The sequence below is a fragment of the Vreelandella azerica genome, assembly GCF_013112225.1.
Taxonomy (GTDB): Bacteria; Pseudomonadota; Gammaproteobacteria; order Pseudomonadales; family Halomonadaceae; genus Vreelandella; species Vreelandella azerica.
Genome location: NZ_JABFHI010000001.1, coordinates 532,032 through 549,618, shown reverse-complemented (window position 1 = coordinate 549,618; position 17,587 = coordinate 532,032). Strand labels below are relative to the sequence as shown.

Below are 17,587 nucleotides of genomic sequence, written 5' to 3'. Positions count from 1 at the left end.
GCTGAACGACTGCTCAAAATGACACCTCATCAAGCATTAACTGTGCCTGAGCAAGCGACTGGGCAATACCGCCTATGTCCCCCGCTCCCTGGGTTATCAGAATATCACCCGGGCGTAATACATTCTGCAGGATACCCGGCAGCTCCTGCTTGCTTTCGACAAAGAGCGGATCAACTTCACCGCGCTGACGAATTGACCCCGCCAGTGAACGCCCTTCAGCGCCGGAAATAACGTTTTCTCCTGCACTATAGACATCCAGCAGCACCAGGGTATCGACCTTCGACAGAACGCGTACAAAGTCTTCATAGAGATCCCGCGTACGCGTGTAGCGGTGGGGCTGGTAGAGCATCACCAGACGTCGGTCAGGCCAACCGGCCCTGACGGCCTGAATGACCATATCAACTTCACGGGGATGGTGACCATAGTCATCCACCAGCATGACGTCGCCGCCCTGTCCGGGTAGAGCAAAATGACCGTGCACCTGAAAGCGCCGCCCGACCCCGGCAAAATTTTCCAGCCCACGTAAAATCGCTGCATCACTCACGCCAGCATCGGTGGCAACCACGATGGCCGCCATGGCATTCAAGGCGTTGTGCTTACCCGGCATGGCCAGGCGTACCTTCAGGGGAGAAGCATTACCGGGGCGTAACGCCGTAAAGGTGACGTCACCCTGATGCTGGGTAAAATCAGTGATGCGATAGTCAGCGTCAGCAGCAAACCCATAGGTAACAAACTGGCGTTTAACCTGATCACACAGCTCACGCACATGACTATCATCCAGACACAACACCGCCAGGCCATAAAACGGCAGGTTGTGCAGAAATTCGATAAAGGTCGTTTTCAGGCGCTCGAAATCACCTCCATAGGTCGCCATATGGTCAGCATCAATATTGGTGACAATCGATACCAAAGGCTGCAGATGCAGAAATGAAGCATCCGACTCATCGGCTTCTGCCACCAGATAATCACCTCGCCCAACCGGGCATTGGTGCCTGCGCTAGTTAACTTGCCGCCAATCACAAAGGTCGGGTCAAGCCCACCTTCAGCCAGCAGGGTCGCGGTTATACTGGTGGTAGTGGTTTTGCCGTGGGTACCTGCTACAGCAATACCATGGCGAAAACGCATCAGCTCTGCCAGCATTTCTGCCCGCCTGACGACGGGTACGCGGTGCTCGTAGGCCCAGTGGATTTCCGGGTTGGTGGCATCAATGGCGCTTGATACCACCACAACGTCAGCCCCCACCACGTTATCCTGCGCATGGCCAATCGCCACCGTTACTCCGCAGTCACGCAGACGCTCCACAACGGGGAGACTTTCAGATCGCTACCGCTGACCTGATAGCCCTGATTGGCCAGCACCTCGGCAATGCCACACATCCCTGCACCGCCAATTCCGACGAAATGGATTCGCCGGATACGTCGCATGCCAGGGCCACTGATACGGCCTGACGGGGAAGCTTCCGATAGTTTCTCTTCAGTCACGCATATGCTCCTTGTCAGCAAGCATTAAACAGCCTTGCATCAGCCGCTCTGTCGCATCCAGATAAGCCGCCCGACGTGCATTGGCCGCTTTGGCTGCCAGCACATCAGGGGATAACAGTTGTTTAAGTTCACTCAGCAAACGTTCCTGGGTCAATTCAGACTGTATCACGCAGACCGCTGCTGATTCGCTGACCAGCGCCTGGGCGTTGACCGTCTGATGATCATCGACCGCATGGGGAAAAGGCACAAACAAGGCTGGTTTAGCGGCGGCGGCCAACTCGGCAACGGTCAAAGCGCCCGAGCGGCAGACCACTAGGTCGGCCCATTGGTAGGCCGCCGCCATATCATCGATAAAGGCACTTACCCGGGCTTCCACGGCGTATTCGGCATAGCGCTCACGGACAGCCTCTTCACGATTCTTACCCGCCTGATGCCAGACCTCAGGGCGAATGACTGCTTCAAGTTCAGCCAGCGCCGGGGGCAGACGTTCATTTAGCGCGACAGCCCCCAGGGAGCCACCCACGACCAGAAGGCGCAGAGGCCGGCCGCGCATGTCCTCCGCCTGACGGGGATGCTCGCCGAGTACGCCAATCTCATCGCGTACCGGATTGCCGATCACTTCTGCCCGCGACCCGAACGCCTGAGGGAAGGCTGCGTAGGTTTTTTTAGCCAGATAGCTCAAGACCCGATTGGTAAGCCCTGCTACTGCATTCTGTTCGTGGATGACCAGAGGAGTGCGGGTCAGCCAGGCGGCGATGCCCCCGGCCCGCTGGCAAAACCTCCCAGACCAACCACCACATCCGGGTTGAAGTGGCGAATAATGCGCCGCGCCTCACCCACTGCTCGATAGATGTTCACCGGTGCCTTAAACCAGCCCGCCAGACCATTGCCACGCAGGCCACTGATTTTCAGCTGATGCAGTGTAATTCCCGCGGCTGGGACCAGCTGGTTTTCAATGCCTCGCGGGCTTCCCAGCCACTCCACTTCCACACCCTGCTGGCGCAGCGCCTTGGCAAGCGACAGCGCGGGAATGACATGCCCGCCCGTTCCCCTGCCATAATCAATACGCGCTGTCCTGCCATCATCATCAGTCTCCATCATCGTTGGGGCATTATCGTTGAAAGCGTCATCAAAGCCGTGGCTGGCGACGCATCGGCCTGGCGATGGGAGCACGCTTCGGGCGCTGGCGTGTTTCCACATCGATACGTAATAAAAGCCCGATCATCACGCCCGTTACCAGAAGGCTTGACCCACCATAACTGATCAAGGGCAGGGTCAAGCCCTTGGTCGGCAGCAGGCCGGAGCTGACGGCCATATTGATAAAAGCCTGGGCAGCAATCACGAAAGCAATGCCGTAAGCCACATAAGCGCCGAACAGATGTCCGGCAAGCTCTGCGCGCCGGGCAATCAGCAAAGCGCGCAAAACAAACAGGGTGAACAGAATGATCAGGCTGATCGCTCCCAACATGCCCATCTCTTCCGCTAGTACAGCGAAGATAAAATCGGTATGCGCCTCAGGCAGATAGTGGAGCTTTTGCACGCTGTTCCCCAGCCCGGTGCCGGTCACCTGACCACGCCCAAAGGCAATCAACGCCTGAGTCAACTGATAACCGGTGGCAAACTGATCAGCCCAGGGGTCAAGAAAGCTCGTCCAGCGCGCCAGGCGATAAGGCTCCATAACCACCAAAAGTGCAAAGGCGGCGCCCAACAGAATAGTAATGCCGAAAATAATCACGAGAGACGCTCCCGCCATGACCAGCATCCCGATCACACAGACGGTATAAACCACTAGCCCTCCGAAATCCGGCGCCTTGAGCAGCAACACGCCTGGAACTGCCAGAATCATTAACGGGCGCATGATACTCAAGTGATGCTGGCGTAACTCAAGCGCAAATCGGCTCATGAACGCTGCCATATAAACGATCAACCCCACCTTGCCAAACTCGGACACTTGGATACTAGGTAGCGGCCCTGGAAGAGCAATCCAGCGGGTACTGCCGTTCACTTCCTGACCAATAAACAGCACCAGCAGCAACATCACGATGGTGATCAACATCAACAAGCCAGCATTCTGGCGCCAGGCCTCTGTTGGCAGGCTGACCACCAGCACAGTGGCCATTAGCGATATTGCCAGGTACAAACCGTGTTGACGGGCATAGTGGTAGCTGTTCTCAAGCAGGCCAATCGAGGCTGAGCTGACCATTACCCAGCCGATGGCCGCCAGGGCCGCTGCCGTCATGACCAGCCAGATATCGCAGCTAAGATGACGGGTGGTGACCTTGGCATGCAGCTGCTTGAACATTGTCTTCATGAAGGCCCTCCGGCCAGGCGCTGCCTGTTTTCAATCCATTGACAAAACACATCGCCACGCTGCTGATAATCAACAAATTGATCAAGGCTTGCACAGGCCGGAGACAGCAGCACACAGTCACCCGGCTGGACAAGCTCATAGGCAGCTTGCATGGCGCTTGGCAAATCATCCATACGGCGGGTTTCGATATGCTCACCCAAAGCTTTTTCAAGCTGCTCGGCATCTCTTCCAAACAGCAGCACCTGACGGGCGTAAGCGGCCAAGGGGGCAGCCAAGGGCGAAAAATCCGCGCCCTTGCCGACTCCGCCTGCCAGCAAAATCAGCTTGCCGTTAAGCTGCGGGCCGATACCTTGGATGGCGGCCAGAGTGGCTCCTACATTGGTACCTTTAGAATCATTAATCCAGGCCGCGCCATTGACCTTTGCCACGTGCTGGCTACGATGACGCAAACCTTTGAAATCACGCAGCACCTGCAGCATGGCATCGCGCTTGAAACCGCAGTGTTCACCAACGGCCAGTGCTGCCAGTGCATTGAGGAGGTTGTGCTCACCGCTCATGCCCAGCTCACTGGCCCTGATCCATGGTTGCTGGCCCTGCATCAACAGTACCTCACCATCTTGCTTGCCCAGCCCCCACTGATTGCCTTGCCCAGGGGTGCCGCGGGTAAACCGGCTGATGTTTGGCGGCGCATGCCCTGCTTCAGGCCAGGTCGCCGGATCATCACCGTTGACGACAGCGCTGGATGCGTCAATAAAAATGCGCCGCTTGGCAGCACCATAAGCATTCATTCCAGCATGGCGATCAAGATGGTCTTCACTCAGGTTAAGGAACACGCTGCATAATGCGCCAAGCGCGGGTGTGGTTTCCAACTGGAAGCTGGAAAGCTCCAGAATATAAAGCTCCGCCTGGGGGCAATCTGCCAATAAATCCAGAGCCGCCGTTCCCAAATTGCCACCTACCGCCGCCTTGGTACCCGAGGCCTGTGCCATTTCTCCCACCAGAGTGGTGACGGTAGATTTGGCATTGGAACCGGTAATCGCCACAATCGGCGCTTTGGCAGCGCGTTTGAACAGGGCGATTTCACCCACAAGGCGAGGCTCACCCGTGTGTGGATTAATCGTCTCCTGCAAGCCTTCAAGGCCTGGCGTTCCTGGGTCAACGCCTGGGCTAAGCACCACCTCCTCAGCTTCCTGAAGATCCAGCCCAGTCAGCGGCCCACAGTAAACTTCAACCTCAGGATAACGCTGTTTTATGGCTTCAAGCCCGGGTGGGTTGCTGCGGGTATCGGCAATCATGAAAGGCCTGCCCAACCGGGCCAGATGGCGGCAAATCGCCTGACCGGACACCCCTAGCCCTACCACCAGCGTTGTTCCTTGGGGAATACGCAGCATCTGGGTCTCCTAGCGGATCTTCAGGGTGGCCAGCCCCAACAGCACCAGCACGACAGTGATGATCCAGAAGCGCACGATAACCCGCGGTTCAGGCCAGCCTTTCAGCTCATAATGATGATGCAGCGGTGCCATACGGAAGATGCGCCGACCAGTCAGCTTGTAAGAGCCTACCTGAAGAATGACGGAGATGGTTTCCAGCACGAAAATGCCGCCCATGATGAACAGGACAATTTCCTGGCGTACGATAACCGCGACCACCCCCAGGGCAGCCCCCAGCGCCAGCGCCCCACATCGCCCATAAACACCTGGGCCGGATAGGTGTTGAACCATAGAAACCCTAGCCCCGCACCGGCAATGGTGGCACAGAAAACCGCCAGCTCACCGGTGCCGACAATAAAGGGAATGTGCAGATAGTCAGCAAAGACAGCGTTACCACTTGCGTAGGCAAAGATCGACAACCCCATCGCGACCAACACTGTCGGCATGATAGCCAGCCCGTCCAGACCATCGGTCAGGTTGACCGCATTGGAGCTGCCGACAATCACAAAGTAGGTCAGTACGATGTAAAAAACGCCTAACGGCAGCACAAAATCCTTGAACATTGGCACCAGCAGACTGGTTTCAACTGGCGTGCTGGCTGTCCAGTACAGAATGACCGCCGCCCCAAGCCCGACCACCGATTGCCAGAAATATTTCCAGCGTGCCGGCAGGCCCCGTGGATTCTTTTCAACCACCTTACGGTAGTCATCCACCCAGCCAACGGCGCCGAAACCGAGCGTAACGCCCAACACAATCCACACATACAAATTGGTCAGGTCGCCCCATAAAAGGGTACTGGCTGCCATGGCAATCAAGATCATAGCACCGCCCATGGTAGGCGTTCCTGCCTTGGAAAGATGTGATTGCGGGCCATCGTCACGAATAGCTTGGCCAATCTGCCCTTCCACCAGACGACGAATGACCCAGGGTCCAAGCCATAGACACAGCAAGAGTGCGGTTAACGCTGCGAGAATGACCCGCAGTGTCAAATAGTTAAAGACCTGAAATGCGCTTTGGAACTGACTTAGAAAATTCGCCAAATGAAATAACATGAGCGGCGGTTACCTTATTTTTTATCTACGCGCAGGGCAGCGACCAGTCGCTCCATCCCCACACTACGCGAGCCTTTGATCAACAGATTGGCATCTGATGGCAGGTGTTCAACGAGATATGTCTGTAAATCAGCATAGTCATCGAAATGTTTACCACTGCCGAATGCCTGACTAGCAGCCTGCGCTGCATCCCCCAGCGTTACCAACATATCTACTCCGGCTGCGGCGGCATAAGCCCCCACTTCAGCATGCAGCGCGGCAGATTCCGTGCCTAACTCCCCCATGGCGCCTAACGCGCACCAGCGCGGCCCGGAAAAACTCATCAGCGTATCCAGCGCTGCTTTGGCGGCTCCGGGATTAGCATTGTAGGAGTCGTCCAGCAAACGACTTCCTCTTACTCCTGCCACCAGGTTCAAGCGCCCCGGCAGCGACTGCAAATTACTTAACCGTTTGACCACATCGTCTGGCGCAATCTCCAGACTCAGCGCAACAGCAGCCGATGCCAGCGCATTGAGCACATTATGACGGCCGATCAATGCCAGCGAGACCCTACCCAAGACCTTGCCTTGCCAGCGAAGTTCAAAACCATAACGCCCTTCAGGGTCACAGGTCATTGAAGTAGCGGTGACATCAGCCGCTGGATGAAAACCAAAACTGATAATTTGACGCGGCAATGCACACTGCTGCCAAAATGGAAAGTAATGGTCATCGTGGTTCAGAACCGCCACACCATCGGCGGGCAGTCCATTGAGGATTTCGCCTTTCGCCTGGGCAATCATGCCCATACCGCCAAATTCACCCACATGAGCACCGGTGACATTAGTGATGACAGCCACCTGAGGCTCGGTCAGCAGGGTCGTCCAGGCAATTTCACCAATATGGTTGGCACCCAGCTCCACCACCGCCGCACGATGTTGCTCACTCAACCCAAGCAAGGTCAAGGGAGCTCCAAAATCGTTGTTAAGATTGCCACGTGTCGCGTGTACCGGCCCCAGTGCCTTCAGCAGCGCTGCACTCACTTCCTTGACGGTTGTCTTGCCACTGTTACCGGTTATCGCCACCAGTGGCCCAGATGACCACTGCTGACGCCAGTAGCGTGCCAGCAGCCCCAGCGCCAGGCGGGTGTCTGCACATACCAGCTGAGGATTTTCAAGACTGTCCACATGCGCTGAGACCAGCGCCGCGCCAGCTCCCTGTCTGAACGCCTCGTCTATGTAGGCATGGCCGTCAAAGCGTTCGCCCTTGAGTGCCACGAACAGGCAGCCTGGCACAATATGGCGGGAATCGGTGACCACCGAGGCTATCTTTTGCCCTGCAGCGCCTGGAGGGCATTCTCCTCCCACTGCCTTGGCAATTTCTCCCAGCGTCAATTGCATGCGTCATTCCGCCTTGCCAGTGCCTTACGCACCTCGTCGCTGTCCAGGTAGGGATGCCGCATGTCATTGATTTCCTGATACGCTTCATGCCCTTTACCGGCCACCAGAATGACGTCGTCACTAGCTGCTTGAGCCACCGCATAGGCAATGGCCTGACGGCGATCAGCAATCTCCACCACCTTCTCGTCAGCAATACTGGCATCACTGAAGCCTGCCATAATCATGGCACGAATTGTCTCAGGGGCTTCCTTGCGCGGGTTATCATCTGTCACCACAACGATATCTGCATATTTCTCGGCTTCTTTGGCCATTTCAGACCGCTTACCAACATCACGGTCTCCTCCGCAGCCGAACACGCACCACAGTCTGGCCTTGTTACCCAGATGGGCATTCAATGCCGCCAGGGCATTATGCAGGGCGTCGGACGTATGTGCATAGTCAACAACCACGCTCGGGGCACCCGCTTGACTATAGAGCTCCATACGACCTGGCACAGGCTTGAGTGTTTTGGCTGCGGCTACCAGATCATCGATTGTTTCCCCCAGACCATAAAGCGTTGCCATGGCCAGTAAGACGTTATCCAGGTTGAAGCGCCCCATCAGCGCAAGATCCAGCACTTTCTCTTCATCCGGTGTGGCAATAACCGCCTGTTGGCCGTCGGCATGAGGATGCCATTCCAACACTCTTAGGGTCACCGCCTCATCCTGGCCGCTGGCCAGGACACGCACCTTTTCAGCGCAGCCGGAAAGCATCAGGCGGGCCAGCGGATCATCACCATTCACTACCGCCAGCGACAACTCTGCCCGACGGAACAGCTTGGCCTTAGCCGCCGCATAGGCCGCCATGCTGCCGTGGTAGTCCAGGTGGTCGCGGCTCAGGTTGGTAAACACCCCAACCCTGACATTAACGGCATCAAGCCGATTCTGGTCAAGCGCATGGGAAGATGCCTCCAGCGCCACACGCTTGGCCCCTTGTGCAGCCAGGCTACCCAGGGTTGCCTGCAGTGCCAGCGGGCCAGGGGTTGTCAGGCCACTCTCTGCAAGCGCGCCACTGCGCCCAACCCCCAGGGTTCCAATCACACCGGCCGGCGTCCCCAAACGCTCGCTCAGCTCGGCGATGTAATGGGTCACCGAGCTTTTGCCGTTGGTGCCGGTCACCGCAATCACATCGAGTCCTTCAGGCACATCAAACAAGGTACGCCCCAGTTCACCTAAGCGCAGGGAAAGATGCGGTAGGGTCAAAACCGCGCCTTCACAGGTGACCTCACTATGACGTGTGTGGCTCAGTATCAGCGCAGCCCCTGCTGCAAGAGCAGCATCAATGAAATCACGCCCATCCTGCTGGCTTCCGGGTATGGCTACAAAAACATCGCCTGACTGCACCCTGCGCGAATCGGTTGTCAGGCGCACATGATCAGGCAAATCGGGCAACATTTCAGACAGTTGTGAACCGGGCCAGACCTGCTGCAATGCCTGTATGAGATCGCGAGAGGGTATTGTCATAGCATTTCCTTGTTAAATTGATTCATCATCGGGTGGCACGTCCAGCAGGCGGAGTGCGTTGCCAGTGATGCTCGAAAACACCGGGGCCGCGACGGCGCCGCCGTAAATATCACCAGCTTTGGGATGATCAATCATGATAACCGTGACCACTCTAGGGTCGGAAACCGGCGCAATGCCCGCAAAAACACTCCGATATGCGGTTTGTGAATAGCCTGACGCGTCTGTTTTGCGCACCGTCCCAGTTTTGCCAGCAACGCGATAACCTTCCACTCTGGCGCGCCGCCCGCCCGTATTGGGACCTACCGAGGTCTCCAGAAGCCCGAGAAGCTGTTCTGCCACACCGGGCGCCACCGCTTGAGTTCCTTGCGGAGTATCGTTCAAGCGCAGCAAGGAAGGCGACATACGTATGCCCTTATTGGCAATGGCCGTGTAGGCACTCGCCAACTGCAAAGGCGATACAGATAGCCCGTACCCGTAAGAAAGTGCTGCTCGCTCACTGCGCGACCAGCGAACCGGCGCAGGCAAGCTGCCTGCAGATTCACCGGGGAAGCCGGTGCCAGGCGCCTGCCCTAAGCCCAGTTGATTATATTTTTCCCAGATAGCCGTGTCAGGCATCTGCAGCGCCAGTTTTGACATACCAATATTGGACGATTTTTCCAGAATACCGGAAAAATCCAGCTTGCCGTAGTTACGAATATCACGAATGGTAAACCGGTCAATACGCATCCAGCCTGGCGATGTATCAATCACCTCATTAGGCGAAAACTCACCGCTTTCCAGCACGGCCATCATCGCCAATGGTTTCATGACCGAACCTGGTTCAAACACATCCACAACCGCTTGGTTGCGTAACCCTTGAGGGTCAAGTCCAGCGCGATTATTGGGGTTATAGGACGGATAATTGGCCATGGCCAGCACTTCGCCATTGCGCACGTCCATCATGATGGCAACACCACCGTCAGCCTCGTTCTTCAGCACCGCGCTGCGCAATTCCCGGTACGCCATATACTGCAGGCGCTGGTCAATCGATAACACCAGTTCGCCGCCAGGCTGGGCTTCCTTAACCACCCCTAGTTCCCTGACCAGACGACCACGACGATCCTGAATGATCCGCCGTTGGCCGGTATGTCCAGCGAGGTAAGGCTGGTAGGCAAGCTCCATGCCCTCCTGCCCCTGATCATCCACATTGGTGACTCCTAATATCTGCGCTGCCACCTCACCGGCTGGATAATAACGCTTGTACTCTGGCCGGGAATAAACGCCGGGCATGCGCAGGTCAAGTACGCGCTGTGCATCGTCAGGCGTCATATGGCGGCGCAGATACATGAATTCGTGTTCACTAAAACGCTCAATACGTGACTGAAGCGCGTCCAGGCTGATACCTAACTCACGGGCCAGTACGACTTGCTGGATGCCATCCTCAGGCAATTCCTGAGGGTTTGCCCATAGAGTCACCACGGGTGTGGAAATAGCCAGCGGCTCACCGTTACGATCCGTGATCATTCCGCGATGGGCAGGAATAGTCTCGTGACGCAAAGTTCGGGCATCGCCCTGGCTTTGCAAAAAGGCCGATCAACCAACTGCAACAAAGTGACACGCCCGATCAATACAGCCGCTACTAGCAGGATTGCCACAATCACCAGGAAAAACCGCCCTCCGCGCAATGGCGAAGCTACTGGAGCGTGGCGCCTGACATCGCGGTTAGATTGCACTGTCACGGCTGAATCACCTCAACATCATGTACATCGGGAATACGCATATCTAAACGCTCAGCAGCAATACGCTCAATGCGCACCGGAGACGACCAAGTGCTTTCCTCAAGCAACAACTGCCCCCACTCCGTATTAAGCTGATTTTTTTCCTGATTCAGGCGCTGCCATTCAGCAAACTGCATGCGTGTCTGATGGGTGGTGGCGACAATAGCTAACCCTGTCGTTAGACAGGCCGCAAAAAGCAGGCACGTCAAAATGGGCCACAGCCCCAGGCGCAGGCGGAAAGGCCACTCTGCACGCATCGACATAATCCATTGTCTAAGGCCAGCTTTCTCCATGTCCTAAGCTCGTTTTCTGGCGACTCGCATCACAGCACTGCGGGCACGCGGGTTATCGGCGACTTCCGCTGCACTGGATCGCTGGCTTTTACCAACGGCTTCCAGGCGACGGTTCAGCTGATTGTCTCGGATCGGCACACCGCGGGGCAGATGCGTATCCCCGCGGACGTGATAGCGAATAAAACGTTTTACACGGCGATCTTCCAGAGAGTGGAAGCTGATCACTACAAGAAGCCCGCCGGGTGCCAATGCTTCAAGCGCCTCGTCAAGAGCGGCGTCCAGTTGCTCCAGTTCACCATTAAGAAAAATTCTCAACCCTTGAAACGCTTTGGTGGCAGGGTGGCGGCCCTTTTCCCAAGCTGGGTGTGCGGTTTTCAGAACCTCGGCCAGATCCAGCGTATGCGTGAAAGGCCGCTGTGAACGCCGATCAACCACCGCACGGGCCAGCCGCTTGGCAAAACGCTCTTCGCCGTAGGTTTTGAACACTCGGGCAATTTCCGTCTCACTGGCATGGGCCAGAAATTCGGCAGCGCTTTCACCCTGGGTAGGATCCATACGCATATCCAGAGGGCCGTCGCGCATGAAACTGAATCCACGTGAAGGATCATCAAGCTGTGGTGAAGAAACACCAATATCCAGCAAGACGCCGGATAGCTGGCCGTGAACGCCCTGTTCTCTCGCCACTTCACCTAAACGGGCAAAATCACGCTGTACCAGCAAAAAACGTTGATCAGTAATCTGTAGTCCAGCTTTGATGGCTTCGGGGTCTCGATCGAGGGCTATAAGACGCCCGTCAGGGTTCAAATGTTCCAGAATCAGCCGCGAGTGCCCCCGCGACCAAAGGTGCCATCAAGATAGACGCCATTTGCATCCTGCACCAGGGCATCAATAGCACCGTGCAGCAATACACTGGTATGACGAAAGGGGTCAGCGGTAGTTCCCGCTTCGGGTGATGACATCTGGTTCTCACACTTAAAATAAACACGATACCCGTCAGCAAGGACAAGCGTGACATATGCAAACATTGTTTACATATTAATATGTTATTGATCAATAAAAGAGGGGAGTCGGCCGATAAGCCGGGTTCTGTCTAAGACAGCCATTCCTCTAGGCGCTACGTCACCGCAGCGCTCAAGCAACCTACCCGGACCCAGCGCGGGCCACGCCATTGGGTCCCTATTTGGTCTTGCTCCGAGTGGGGTTTACCTTGCCACGCACTGTTACCAGCCGTGCGGTGCGCTCTTACCGCACCCTTTCACCCTTACCGGCCTCGAAAGGCTTAGGCGGTCTACTCTCTGCTGCACTTTCCGTCGGCTCACGCCGCCCAGGCGTTACCTGGCACTCTGCCCTATGGAGCCCGGACTTTCCTCCCCCGCACACAAGGCGCGGCGGCGACTGTCTGGCCAACTCCGAGCGCAAGCATACCAGCGCCCCCGCCCTGCCTCAATCACCGCTTTTGATTGCCTGCAATTTTGTATACCAGTTTTGCTTGCGCCCACCGAGCAAACGCGCGGCCACTGCAGCTCCCTGCTTGACGCCAACACCCTCACCAAGCAGGGCTTCCAGCAACGCATCCTCAGAAAAAGCCAGCGCTGTTTGCGGTTCACTGGTCGGCGCTCCTTCAATCATGATGACAAATTCACCTCGCGCCTGATTGGGGTCGCTGTGCATTTCTGCCAGCAAAGCGGCTGGCGAACCTGACAGAAACGTTTCAAAGGTTTTAGTCAGCTCTCGGGCCACCACAACACGGCGCTGGTCAAGCACCTCGGCCATTGCCGCCAGGGTGTGCATGATGCGGTGAGGTGATTCATAGAACACCTGGGTTTCTTCACGGGACTTGATCGCTTCCAATGCCTGAAGGCGCGACTTGGGCTTGGCAGGCAAAAAGCCGCCAAAAGTGAAGCAATCCGTTGCTATACCGGCAGCACTCAGTGCCGTTATCAAAGCCGATGCGCCCGGTACAGGCACAATGGCGCGCCCACGCGCGCGCAATTCGTGAACAAGAGTAAAACCCGGGTCGCTAATCAATGGCGTTCCGGCATCGCTCACCAGTGCAATACTCTGGCCTGCCAGCAAGTAGGCATCAAGCTGCTCAAGGCGCTGTTTTTCATTATGATCATGCAAGGACAACATGGCGACATTGATACCCAGATGCGTCAGTAACCGGCCGGTATGACGGGTATCTTCTGCCGCAATCAAGGACACGCTACCCAATACTCTGACTGCCCGTGCGGAAAGGTCTTCCAAATTCCCAATTGGTGTTGCAACCACGTACAATGTACCTTGAGATGCTGCGTTCAGCTTTACCTTCGTCATCATCACTCCTGAGCAGACTTATTTAAGACAAATGACGTCATAAACGGATTTGTTGATGGCAGCCTCTGACAGCGCGACGCATGTATTAAAAACCGGTTAGCCCTTGCGTCGTCACCTGTTGTATACCATTAATTTATGTACCACCCATAAAGCGGTAGCGCCATTGAAAACTAAGGAAGGATACATGAAACAGTTATATCGTGGCTTATTTAGCATTGTATTAACGGCGCTTTTTCTCGCCGGTTGCGCCAGCCAACCGTCACCGCCTGATGTGGTTGACCGCGCGCCTCCCAATGCCGAGCAACTGCTGCGCGAAGCGGAGCAGCAAGCCCCGAACAGGCTGTCAGAACACGCTTAGAGGCAGCTTTCACTTTTGCCCGTCAAGGCCAGCAATCATTAGCTTTTGAAACAGCAGGCAACATCGATGAAAGCCTGTTGTCGATGGAAGACCGAGTTCGCTGGGCACTATTCTATTCCTCCATGGCACAGACTGCTGATCAGCCTGAAGAAGTACTACGCGCAACTGACATCCTTGATGATGAACCCAGTATTGCAGCAGACCAACTGCAGACACTTCAGGAGCGCAGGCGTTGGGCATTGACCACCGCCAATCAGTTCAACGCCAAACAACTTGGCCTGAGTGATTTGGGTGAGATAGGTCATATAGGCGTTTTTCTGCCTGAATCTGGCGCGCTGAGCAACATTGCCTCAACTATTGAAGACGTTATCAGAACACATCATAACCTCCAGAATAACGCCATCCGGCTGAGCTTTTTGATACCAGTGACTCCTCACTCGATGAGCTTTATGCAAGAGCCCGCCAGCAAGGGGTTGAATTTGTAATTGGCCCTTTAAGCAAACAGGACGTAACAGCGCTGGAAACACAGGAGAGCGTTCTCCTGCCCACTCTGGCGCTTAACTATGGCCGCAGTGAGCGCAACCAGGCACAAAACTAATTCAGTTTGGGCTTTCCGCAGAAGATGAAGCACGCCAGGTAGCCCAACGTGCCTGGTCAGACGGCCACCGCCAGATAGCTATCATGGTACCGGATAACGACTGGGGTCGCCGGGTGGGGGAAGCGTTCTGGGATACCTGGAGCAATGCAGGCGGCAGCGTTACCAATGCGGTCAGCTACGCTCCAGACGATGCCGTTGCCAACGCCGTCAAGTCAGCGCTTAACGTCCGGGGTGAGCGGGCGCAACTGGAAGATATTGGTGCGCTTTTCTTGCTTGCACTTCCCGAATATGCACGCCAGGTTCCACCCACGCTGGATTATTACTACGCATCCGATTTGCCTATTTATGCCACTTCTCACCTTCATGAAGGCACACTGCAACCGCGTCTGAATCAGGATCTTGACGATGTGTTTTTTGTCGACATTCCCTGGCAGATTCCTGATGCGGCGGTGGGCGGAGAAGAAGTCCTACCGCATTACGAGTCCTATCGCAGTTTTCGTGAAGAAGGCGAAATGTCGATGTTCCGCCTAATGGCCATGGGCGTTGATGCTTACGAAATTGCTGCCAACATTCAGAACTTTACCGAAAATGGGCGTATGTCCGGCGCTACCGGGCAGCTAACCCTGACAAGCGACGGCAGGATTTATCGTGAGCTGCCATGGGCAAAATTCCAGAACGGCATTCCCACCCCGATTCTGACGCCGAGCTTCCTGTCTGATGGTGAATCGTAACGCCCAAACGGCACGGGCACGCGGCGCACTGATTGAGCAGTGCGCTGCAAACTGGTTGCAGCAGCAGGGTCTGGTGCTGATAGGCCGCAATCAGTTTGTAAAAGGTGGCGAGCTGGATCTGATCATGAAGGACGGCGACACTCTGGTCTTTGTCGAAGTCAAACATCGCGAAAATTGGCGTTATGGGCACCCGTTAGAAAGCGTAACTCCAACAAAGCAGCGCCGTCTTGTTCATGCAGCTACGATCTACCTTGCACGACATGCGCTGTCTTGTCCTTGCCGATTTGATATCCTTGCCGCCACGGGCACACCTCCCAATATTTCCTTTGAATGGGTCAAAGCTGCTTTTGACGCATTTTGATGCTAAAACACAGGAAGGCCAGATGGACTTTCAGTCTCGGATACTCAGTCATTTCAACGCCAGTATTGATACTCAAACCTACGCTAGTGAGGTCTTGCCTCCTTTTATAGAAGTCGCAAGCCAGATGATGGTGCAGTGCCTGGTAAGCGAAGGTAAGATTCTTACCTGCGGTAACGGGGGAAGCGCTGGTGATAGCCAGCATTTTTCCTCGGAGTTACTGAACCGCTTTGAACGTGAACGGCCCAGCCTGCCCGCCCTGGCGCTGACAACCGACACGTCCACACTGACCTCGATTGCCAATGACTACAGTTACAACGAAGTATTTTCCAAGCAGATTCGCGCTTTGGGTCAACCTGGCGATATTTTGTTGGCGATTTCAACCAGCGGTAACTCAGCCAATATTGTCCAGGCCATCCAGGCCGCCCATGACAGGGACATGACCGTCGTAGCTCTTACGGGAAGAGACGGCGGTGATATGGCATCACTGTTAGTTCAGGATGACTGTGAGATTCGCGTACCGGCAACCTCGACAGCACGCATTCAGGAAGTCCACTTGTTGGTTATCCACTGCCTGTGCGACTTGATTGATGAACAACTGTTTGGTGAAACCGTCTAACCACTTCAGTTCTTTTGCGGACTCGGTTATTTTAAAGACTAAATTTACGTTGCAGCGCTCACCGTTAGCTGCTGTCGTGTAGAATGTTAACTATTAAGAAACTTTATTCACGTCAACAATGCCTGAAAGCAATCTTGGCATGAGTTTTTATTTACAGGGATTTCAATATGTTACAAAAGCTCTCATCACGTCTTTATCTAGCCTTAGCCATTATCGCCGTATTATTATTAACTGGCTGCGCCACACAAACGGCACACAACCCAAATAATTACGGTACACGCTCAAATGACGTTAAGGCGATTGATAATACAATTGCTAGCGAAGTGGAACGTGCGCTTAAACGTGCCGACAGACGCCTTGCCCAGGCCAGGATCAAGGCGCATGCATTTAACGGTGAAGTGCTACTGGTTGGCCAGGTACCCAGCGAAGAGCTTAAATCAACCGCCACACAAATAACCCAAGACATTCGCGGCGTCAGCAAGGTACATAACGAACTTGCCATTGCAGCCACCTTACCTGCCGCCCAACGCCTGACTGATAGCTGGATAACCACCAACGTAGTGAGTCAGTTGGCAACCAATAACCGCATCGACTCTTCCAAGATCGAGGTAACGACAGAAAATGCTAGTGTGTACCTTATGGGCATCGTCGCTCGCTCAGAAGCCGATATGATTGTTAATGAAGTATCCACTGTTCGTGGCGTTCAGCGTATTGTCAAGGTATTTGACTATTTGGATTAACCTGATTCAGCCGATCCCTAAAATCATTACCTAGTTGCCAATAAAAAGCCTCAGTTAACTGAGGCTTTTTTATGAATGACTGAATACAGGAAACCCATTACTTGATGACACGTAATGTCGGCTTTTTACTGCCTTTCTTGGTGTCTTTAGTCTCAGCCTGCTTATTTTCCCGAGACTTAACGCCTTGCTCTTTACCGTCATCAAGCCCAGAAGATGATTCAGCAATTGACAGCGCGGGTTTATGCTCTTGGTCAGCATCCTTTGCTTTTTCCGTGTCCGCAGGCTCACTGGGCGCAGCTTCTGGTGCATCAAGTTCAGGCTCATGGCCAAAAACCATACCTGCCCCGTTTTCTCTTGCATAGATGGCAATCAAAGCCGGGACAGGAATCATCACTTGCATGGGATGGCCACCAAAACGGGCATTAAAGCCTATGGCATCATTTTCAATCATAAGGTCACGCACAGCGTTCGGCGCAACATTCAGCACAATCTGGCCGTTCTGGACGAACTGACGGGGCACCTCAACGTCAGGCAAAGTAGCATCGACGACTAAATAAGGCGTTAATTCGTTATCTACCAGCCACTCATAGAGTGCTCTTGCCAGATAGGGACGACTAGAGTGCATCTTGCTCCCCTGTTTTAATGCCCGCACCCCCGAACTCTCC

14 protein-coding genes, 1 other RNA gene and 6 pseudogenes are annotated in these 17,587 nt (G+C 55.0%); 7 read left to right on the top strand and 14 right to left on the bottom strand.

Annotated elements, in window-relative coordinates:
- Positions 1-13: 13 nt before the first annotated feature.
- The 13 genes and pseudogenes from murC to rsmI all read right to left on the bottom strand — a co-directional run bounded on the left by murC (position 14) and on the right by rsmI (position 13,518).
- Positions 14-1,424 (bottom strand): annotated as a pseudogene (murC, locus tag HLB35_RS02655) (UDP-N-acetylmuramate--L-alanine ligase).
- Positions 1,425-1,473: 49 nt separating this feature from the next.
- Positions 1,474-2,163, bottom strand: coding sequence for a glycosyltransferase (locus tag HLB35_RS18125; protein WP_328730863.1), 690 nt, complete (start codon positions 2,161-2,163; stop codon positions 1,474-1,476).
- Positions 2,164-2,196: 33 nt separating this feature from the next.
- Positions 2,197-2,579 (bottom strand): annotated as a pseudogene (locus HLB35_RS18120) (glycosyltransferase); the annotation flags it as partial.
- A gap of 31 nt (positions 2,580-2,610) precedes the next feature.
- Complete coding sequence (gene ftsW, locus HLB35_RS02645) at positions 2,611-3,792, bottom strand: putative lipid II flippase FtsW (protein WP_235936947.1); 1,182 nt, start codon at positions 3,790-3,792, stop codon at positions 2,611-2,613.
- The gene (gene murD, locus HLB35_RS02640) at positions 3,789-5,183 is read right to left on the bottom strand and encodes a UDP-N-acetylmuramoyl-L-alanine--D-glutamate ligase (RefSeq protein WP_171701382.1); all 1,395 of its coding nucleotides are present in this window, start codon (positions 5,181-5,183) and stop codon (positions 3,789-3,791) included. The genes ftsW and murD overlap by 4 nt, the downstream gene beginning before the upstream one ends.
- Before the next feature lie 9 nt (positions 5,184-5,192).
- Positions 5,193-6,274: pseudogene (gene mraY / locus HLB35_RS02635) on the bottom strand (phospho-N-acetylmuramoyl-pentapeptide-transferase).
- Positions 6,275-6,288: 14 nt separating this feature from the next.
- Positions 6,289-7,650 (bottom strand): UDP-N-acetylmuramoyl-tripeptide--D-alanyl-D-alanine ligase, encoded by a 1,362-nt coding sequence (locus HLB35_RS02630; protein ID WP_171701381.1) that lies wholly within the window; start codon positions 7,648-7,650, stop codon positions 6,289-6,291.
- On the bottom strand, positions 7,641-9,152 hold the full coding sequence (locus HLB35_RS02625) for a UDP-N-acetylmuramoyl-L-alanyl-D-glutamate--2,6-diaminopimelate ligase (RefSeq protein WP_171701380.1): 1,512 nt from the start codon (positions 9,150-9,152) through the stop codon (positions 7,641-7,643). Before HLB35_RS02625 ends, HLB35_RS02630 begins: the two co-directional genes overlap by 10 nt.
- A gap of 12 nt (positions 9,153-9,164) precedes the next feature.
- A pseudogene (locus HLB35_RS02620) lies at positions 9,165-10,870 on the bottom strand (peptidoglycan D,D-transpeptidase FtsI family protein).
- On the bottom strand, positions 10,867-11,166 hold the full coding sequence (gene ftsL / locus HLB35_RS02615) for a cell division protein FtsL (protein WP_235936946.1): 300 nt from the start codon (positions 11,164-11,166) through the stop codon (positions 10,867-10,869). The pseudogene HLB35_RS02620 and the gene ftsL overlap by 4 nt, the downstream one beginning before the upstream one ends.
- 39 nt (positions 11,167-11,205) lie before the next feature.
- Positions 11,206-12,161 (bottom strand): annotated as a pseudogene (gene rsmH, locus HLB35_RS02610) (16S rRNA (cytosine(1402)-N(4))-methyltransferase RsmH).
- A gap of 100 nt (positions 12,162-12,261) precedes the next feature.
- An RNA gene (gene rnpB, locus HLB35_RS02605) (RNase P RNA component class A) lies at positions 12,262-12,613 on the bottom strand.
- A 32-nt stretch (positions 12,614-12,645) separates the two neighbouring features.
- Positions 12,646-13,518: a 16S rRNA (cytidine(1402)-2'-O)-methyltransferase gene (gene rsmI, locus HLB35_RS02600; protein WP_171701378.1), complete on the bottom strand. Its 873-nt coding sequence runs from the start codon at positions 13,516-13,518 to the stop codon at positions 12,646-12,648.
- 184 nt (positions 13,519-13,702) lie between these two features.
- Here rsmI and HLB35_RS18115 point away from each other — a divergent pair, with 184 nt between their 5' ends.
- The 7 genes and pseudogenes from HLB35_RS18115 (at position 13,703) to HLB35_RS02580 (ending at position 16,922) form a co-directional block, all read left to right on the top strand.
- Complete coding sequence (locus HLB35_RS18115) at positions 13,703-13,876, top strand: hypothetical protein (RefSeq protein WP_328730859.1); 174 nt, start codon at positions 13,703-13,705, stop codon at positions 13,874-13,876.
- Between the two features lie 77 nt (positions 13,877-13,953).
- The gene (locus HLB35_RS18110; RefSeq protein ID WP_328730857.1) at positions 13,954-14,361 is read left to right on the top strand and encodes a hypothetical protein; all 408 of its coding nucleotides are present in this window, start codon (positions 13,954-13,956) and stop codon (positions 14,359-14,361) included.
- Positions 14,346-14,474: pseudogene (locus HLB35_RS18105) on the top strand (hypothetical protein); the annotation flags it as partial. The gene HLB35_RS18110 and the pseudogene HLB35_RS18105, both read left to right, overlap by 16 nt.
- The gene (locus HLB35_RS18100) at positions 14,474-15,205 is read left to right on the top strand and encodes a penicillin-binding protein activator (RefSeq protein WP_328730978.1); all 732 of its coding nucleotides are present in this window, start codon (positions 14,474-14,476) and stop codon (positions 15,203-15,205) included. The pseudogene HLB35_RS18105 and the gene HLB35_RS18100, both read left to right, overlap by 1 nt.
- On the top strand, positions 15,192-15,566 hold the full coding sequence (locus HLB35_RS02590) for a YraN family protein (protein WP_171701377.1): 375 nt from the start codon (positions 15,192-15,194) through the stop codon (positions 15,564-15,566). The genes HLB35_RS18100 and HLB35_RS02590 overlap by 14 nt, the downstream gene beginning before the upstream one ends.
- Before the next feature lie 22 nt (positions 15,567-15,588).
- Positions 15,589-16,182 (top strand): phosphoheptose isomerase, encoded by a 594-nt coding sequence (locus HLB35_RS02585; protein WP_171701376.1) that lies wholly within the window; start codon positions 15,589-15,591, stop codon positions 16,180-16,182.
- Between the two features lie 167 nt (positions 16,183-16,349).
- The gene (locus HLB35_RS02580; protein ID WP_171701375.1) at positions 16,350-16,922 is read left to right on the top strand and encodes a BON domain-containing protein; all 573 of its coding nucleotides are present in this window, start codon (positions 16,350-16,352) and stop codon (positions 16,920-16,922) included.
- A gap of 97 nt (positions 16,923-17,019) precedes the next feature.
- Here the strand turns inward: HLB35_RS02580 and HLB35_RS02575 are convergent, their stop codons facing one another.
- On the bottom strand, positions 17,020-17,547 hold the full coding sequence (locus HLB35_RS02575) for a ClpXP protease specificity-enhancing factor (protein WP_171701588.1): 528 nt from the start codon (positions 17,545-17,547) through the stop codon (positions 17,020-17,022).
- Positions 17,548-17,587 lie beyond the last annotated feature (40 nt).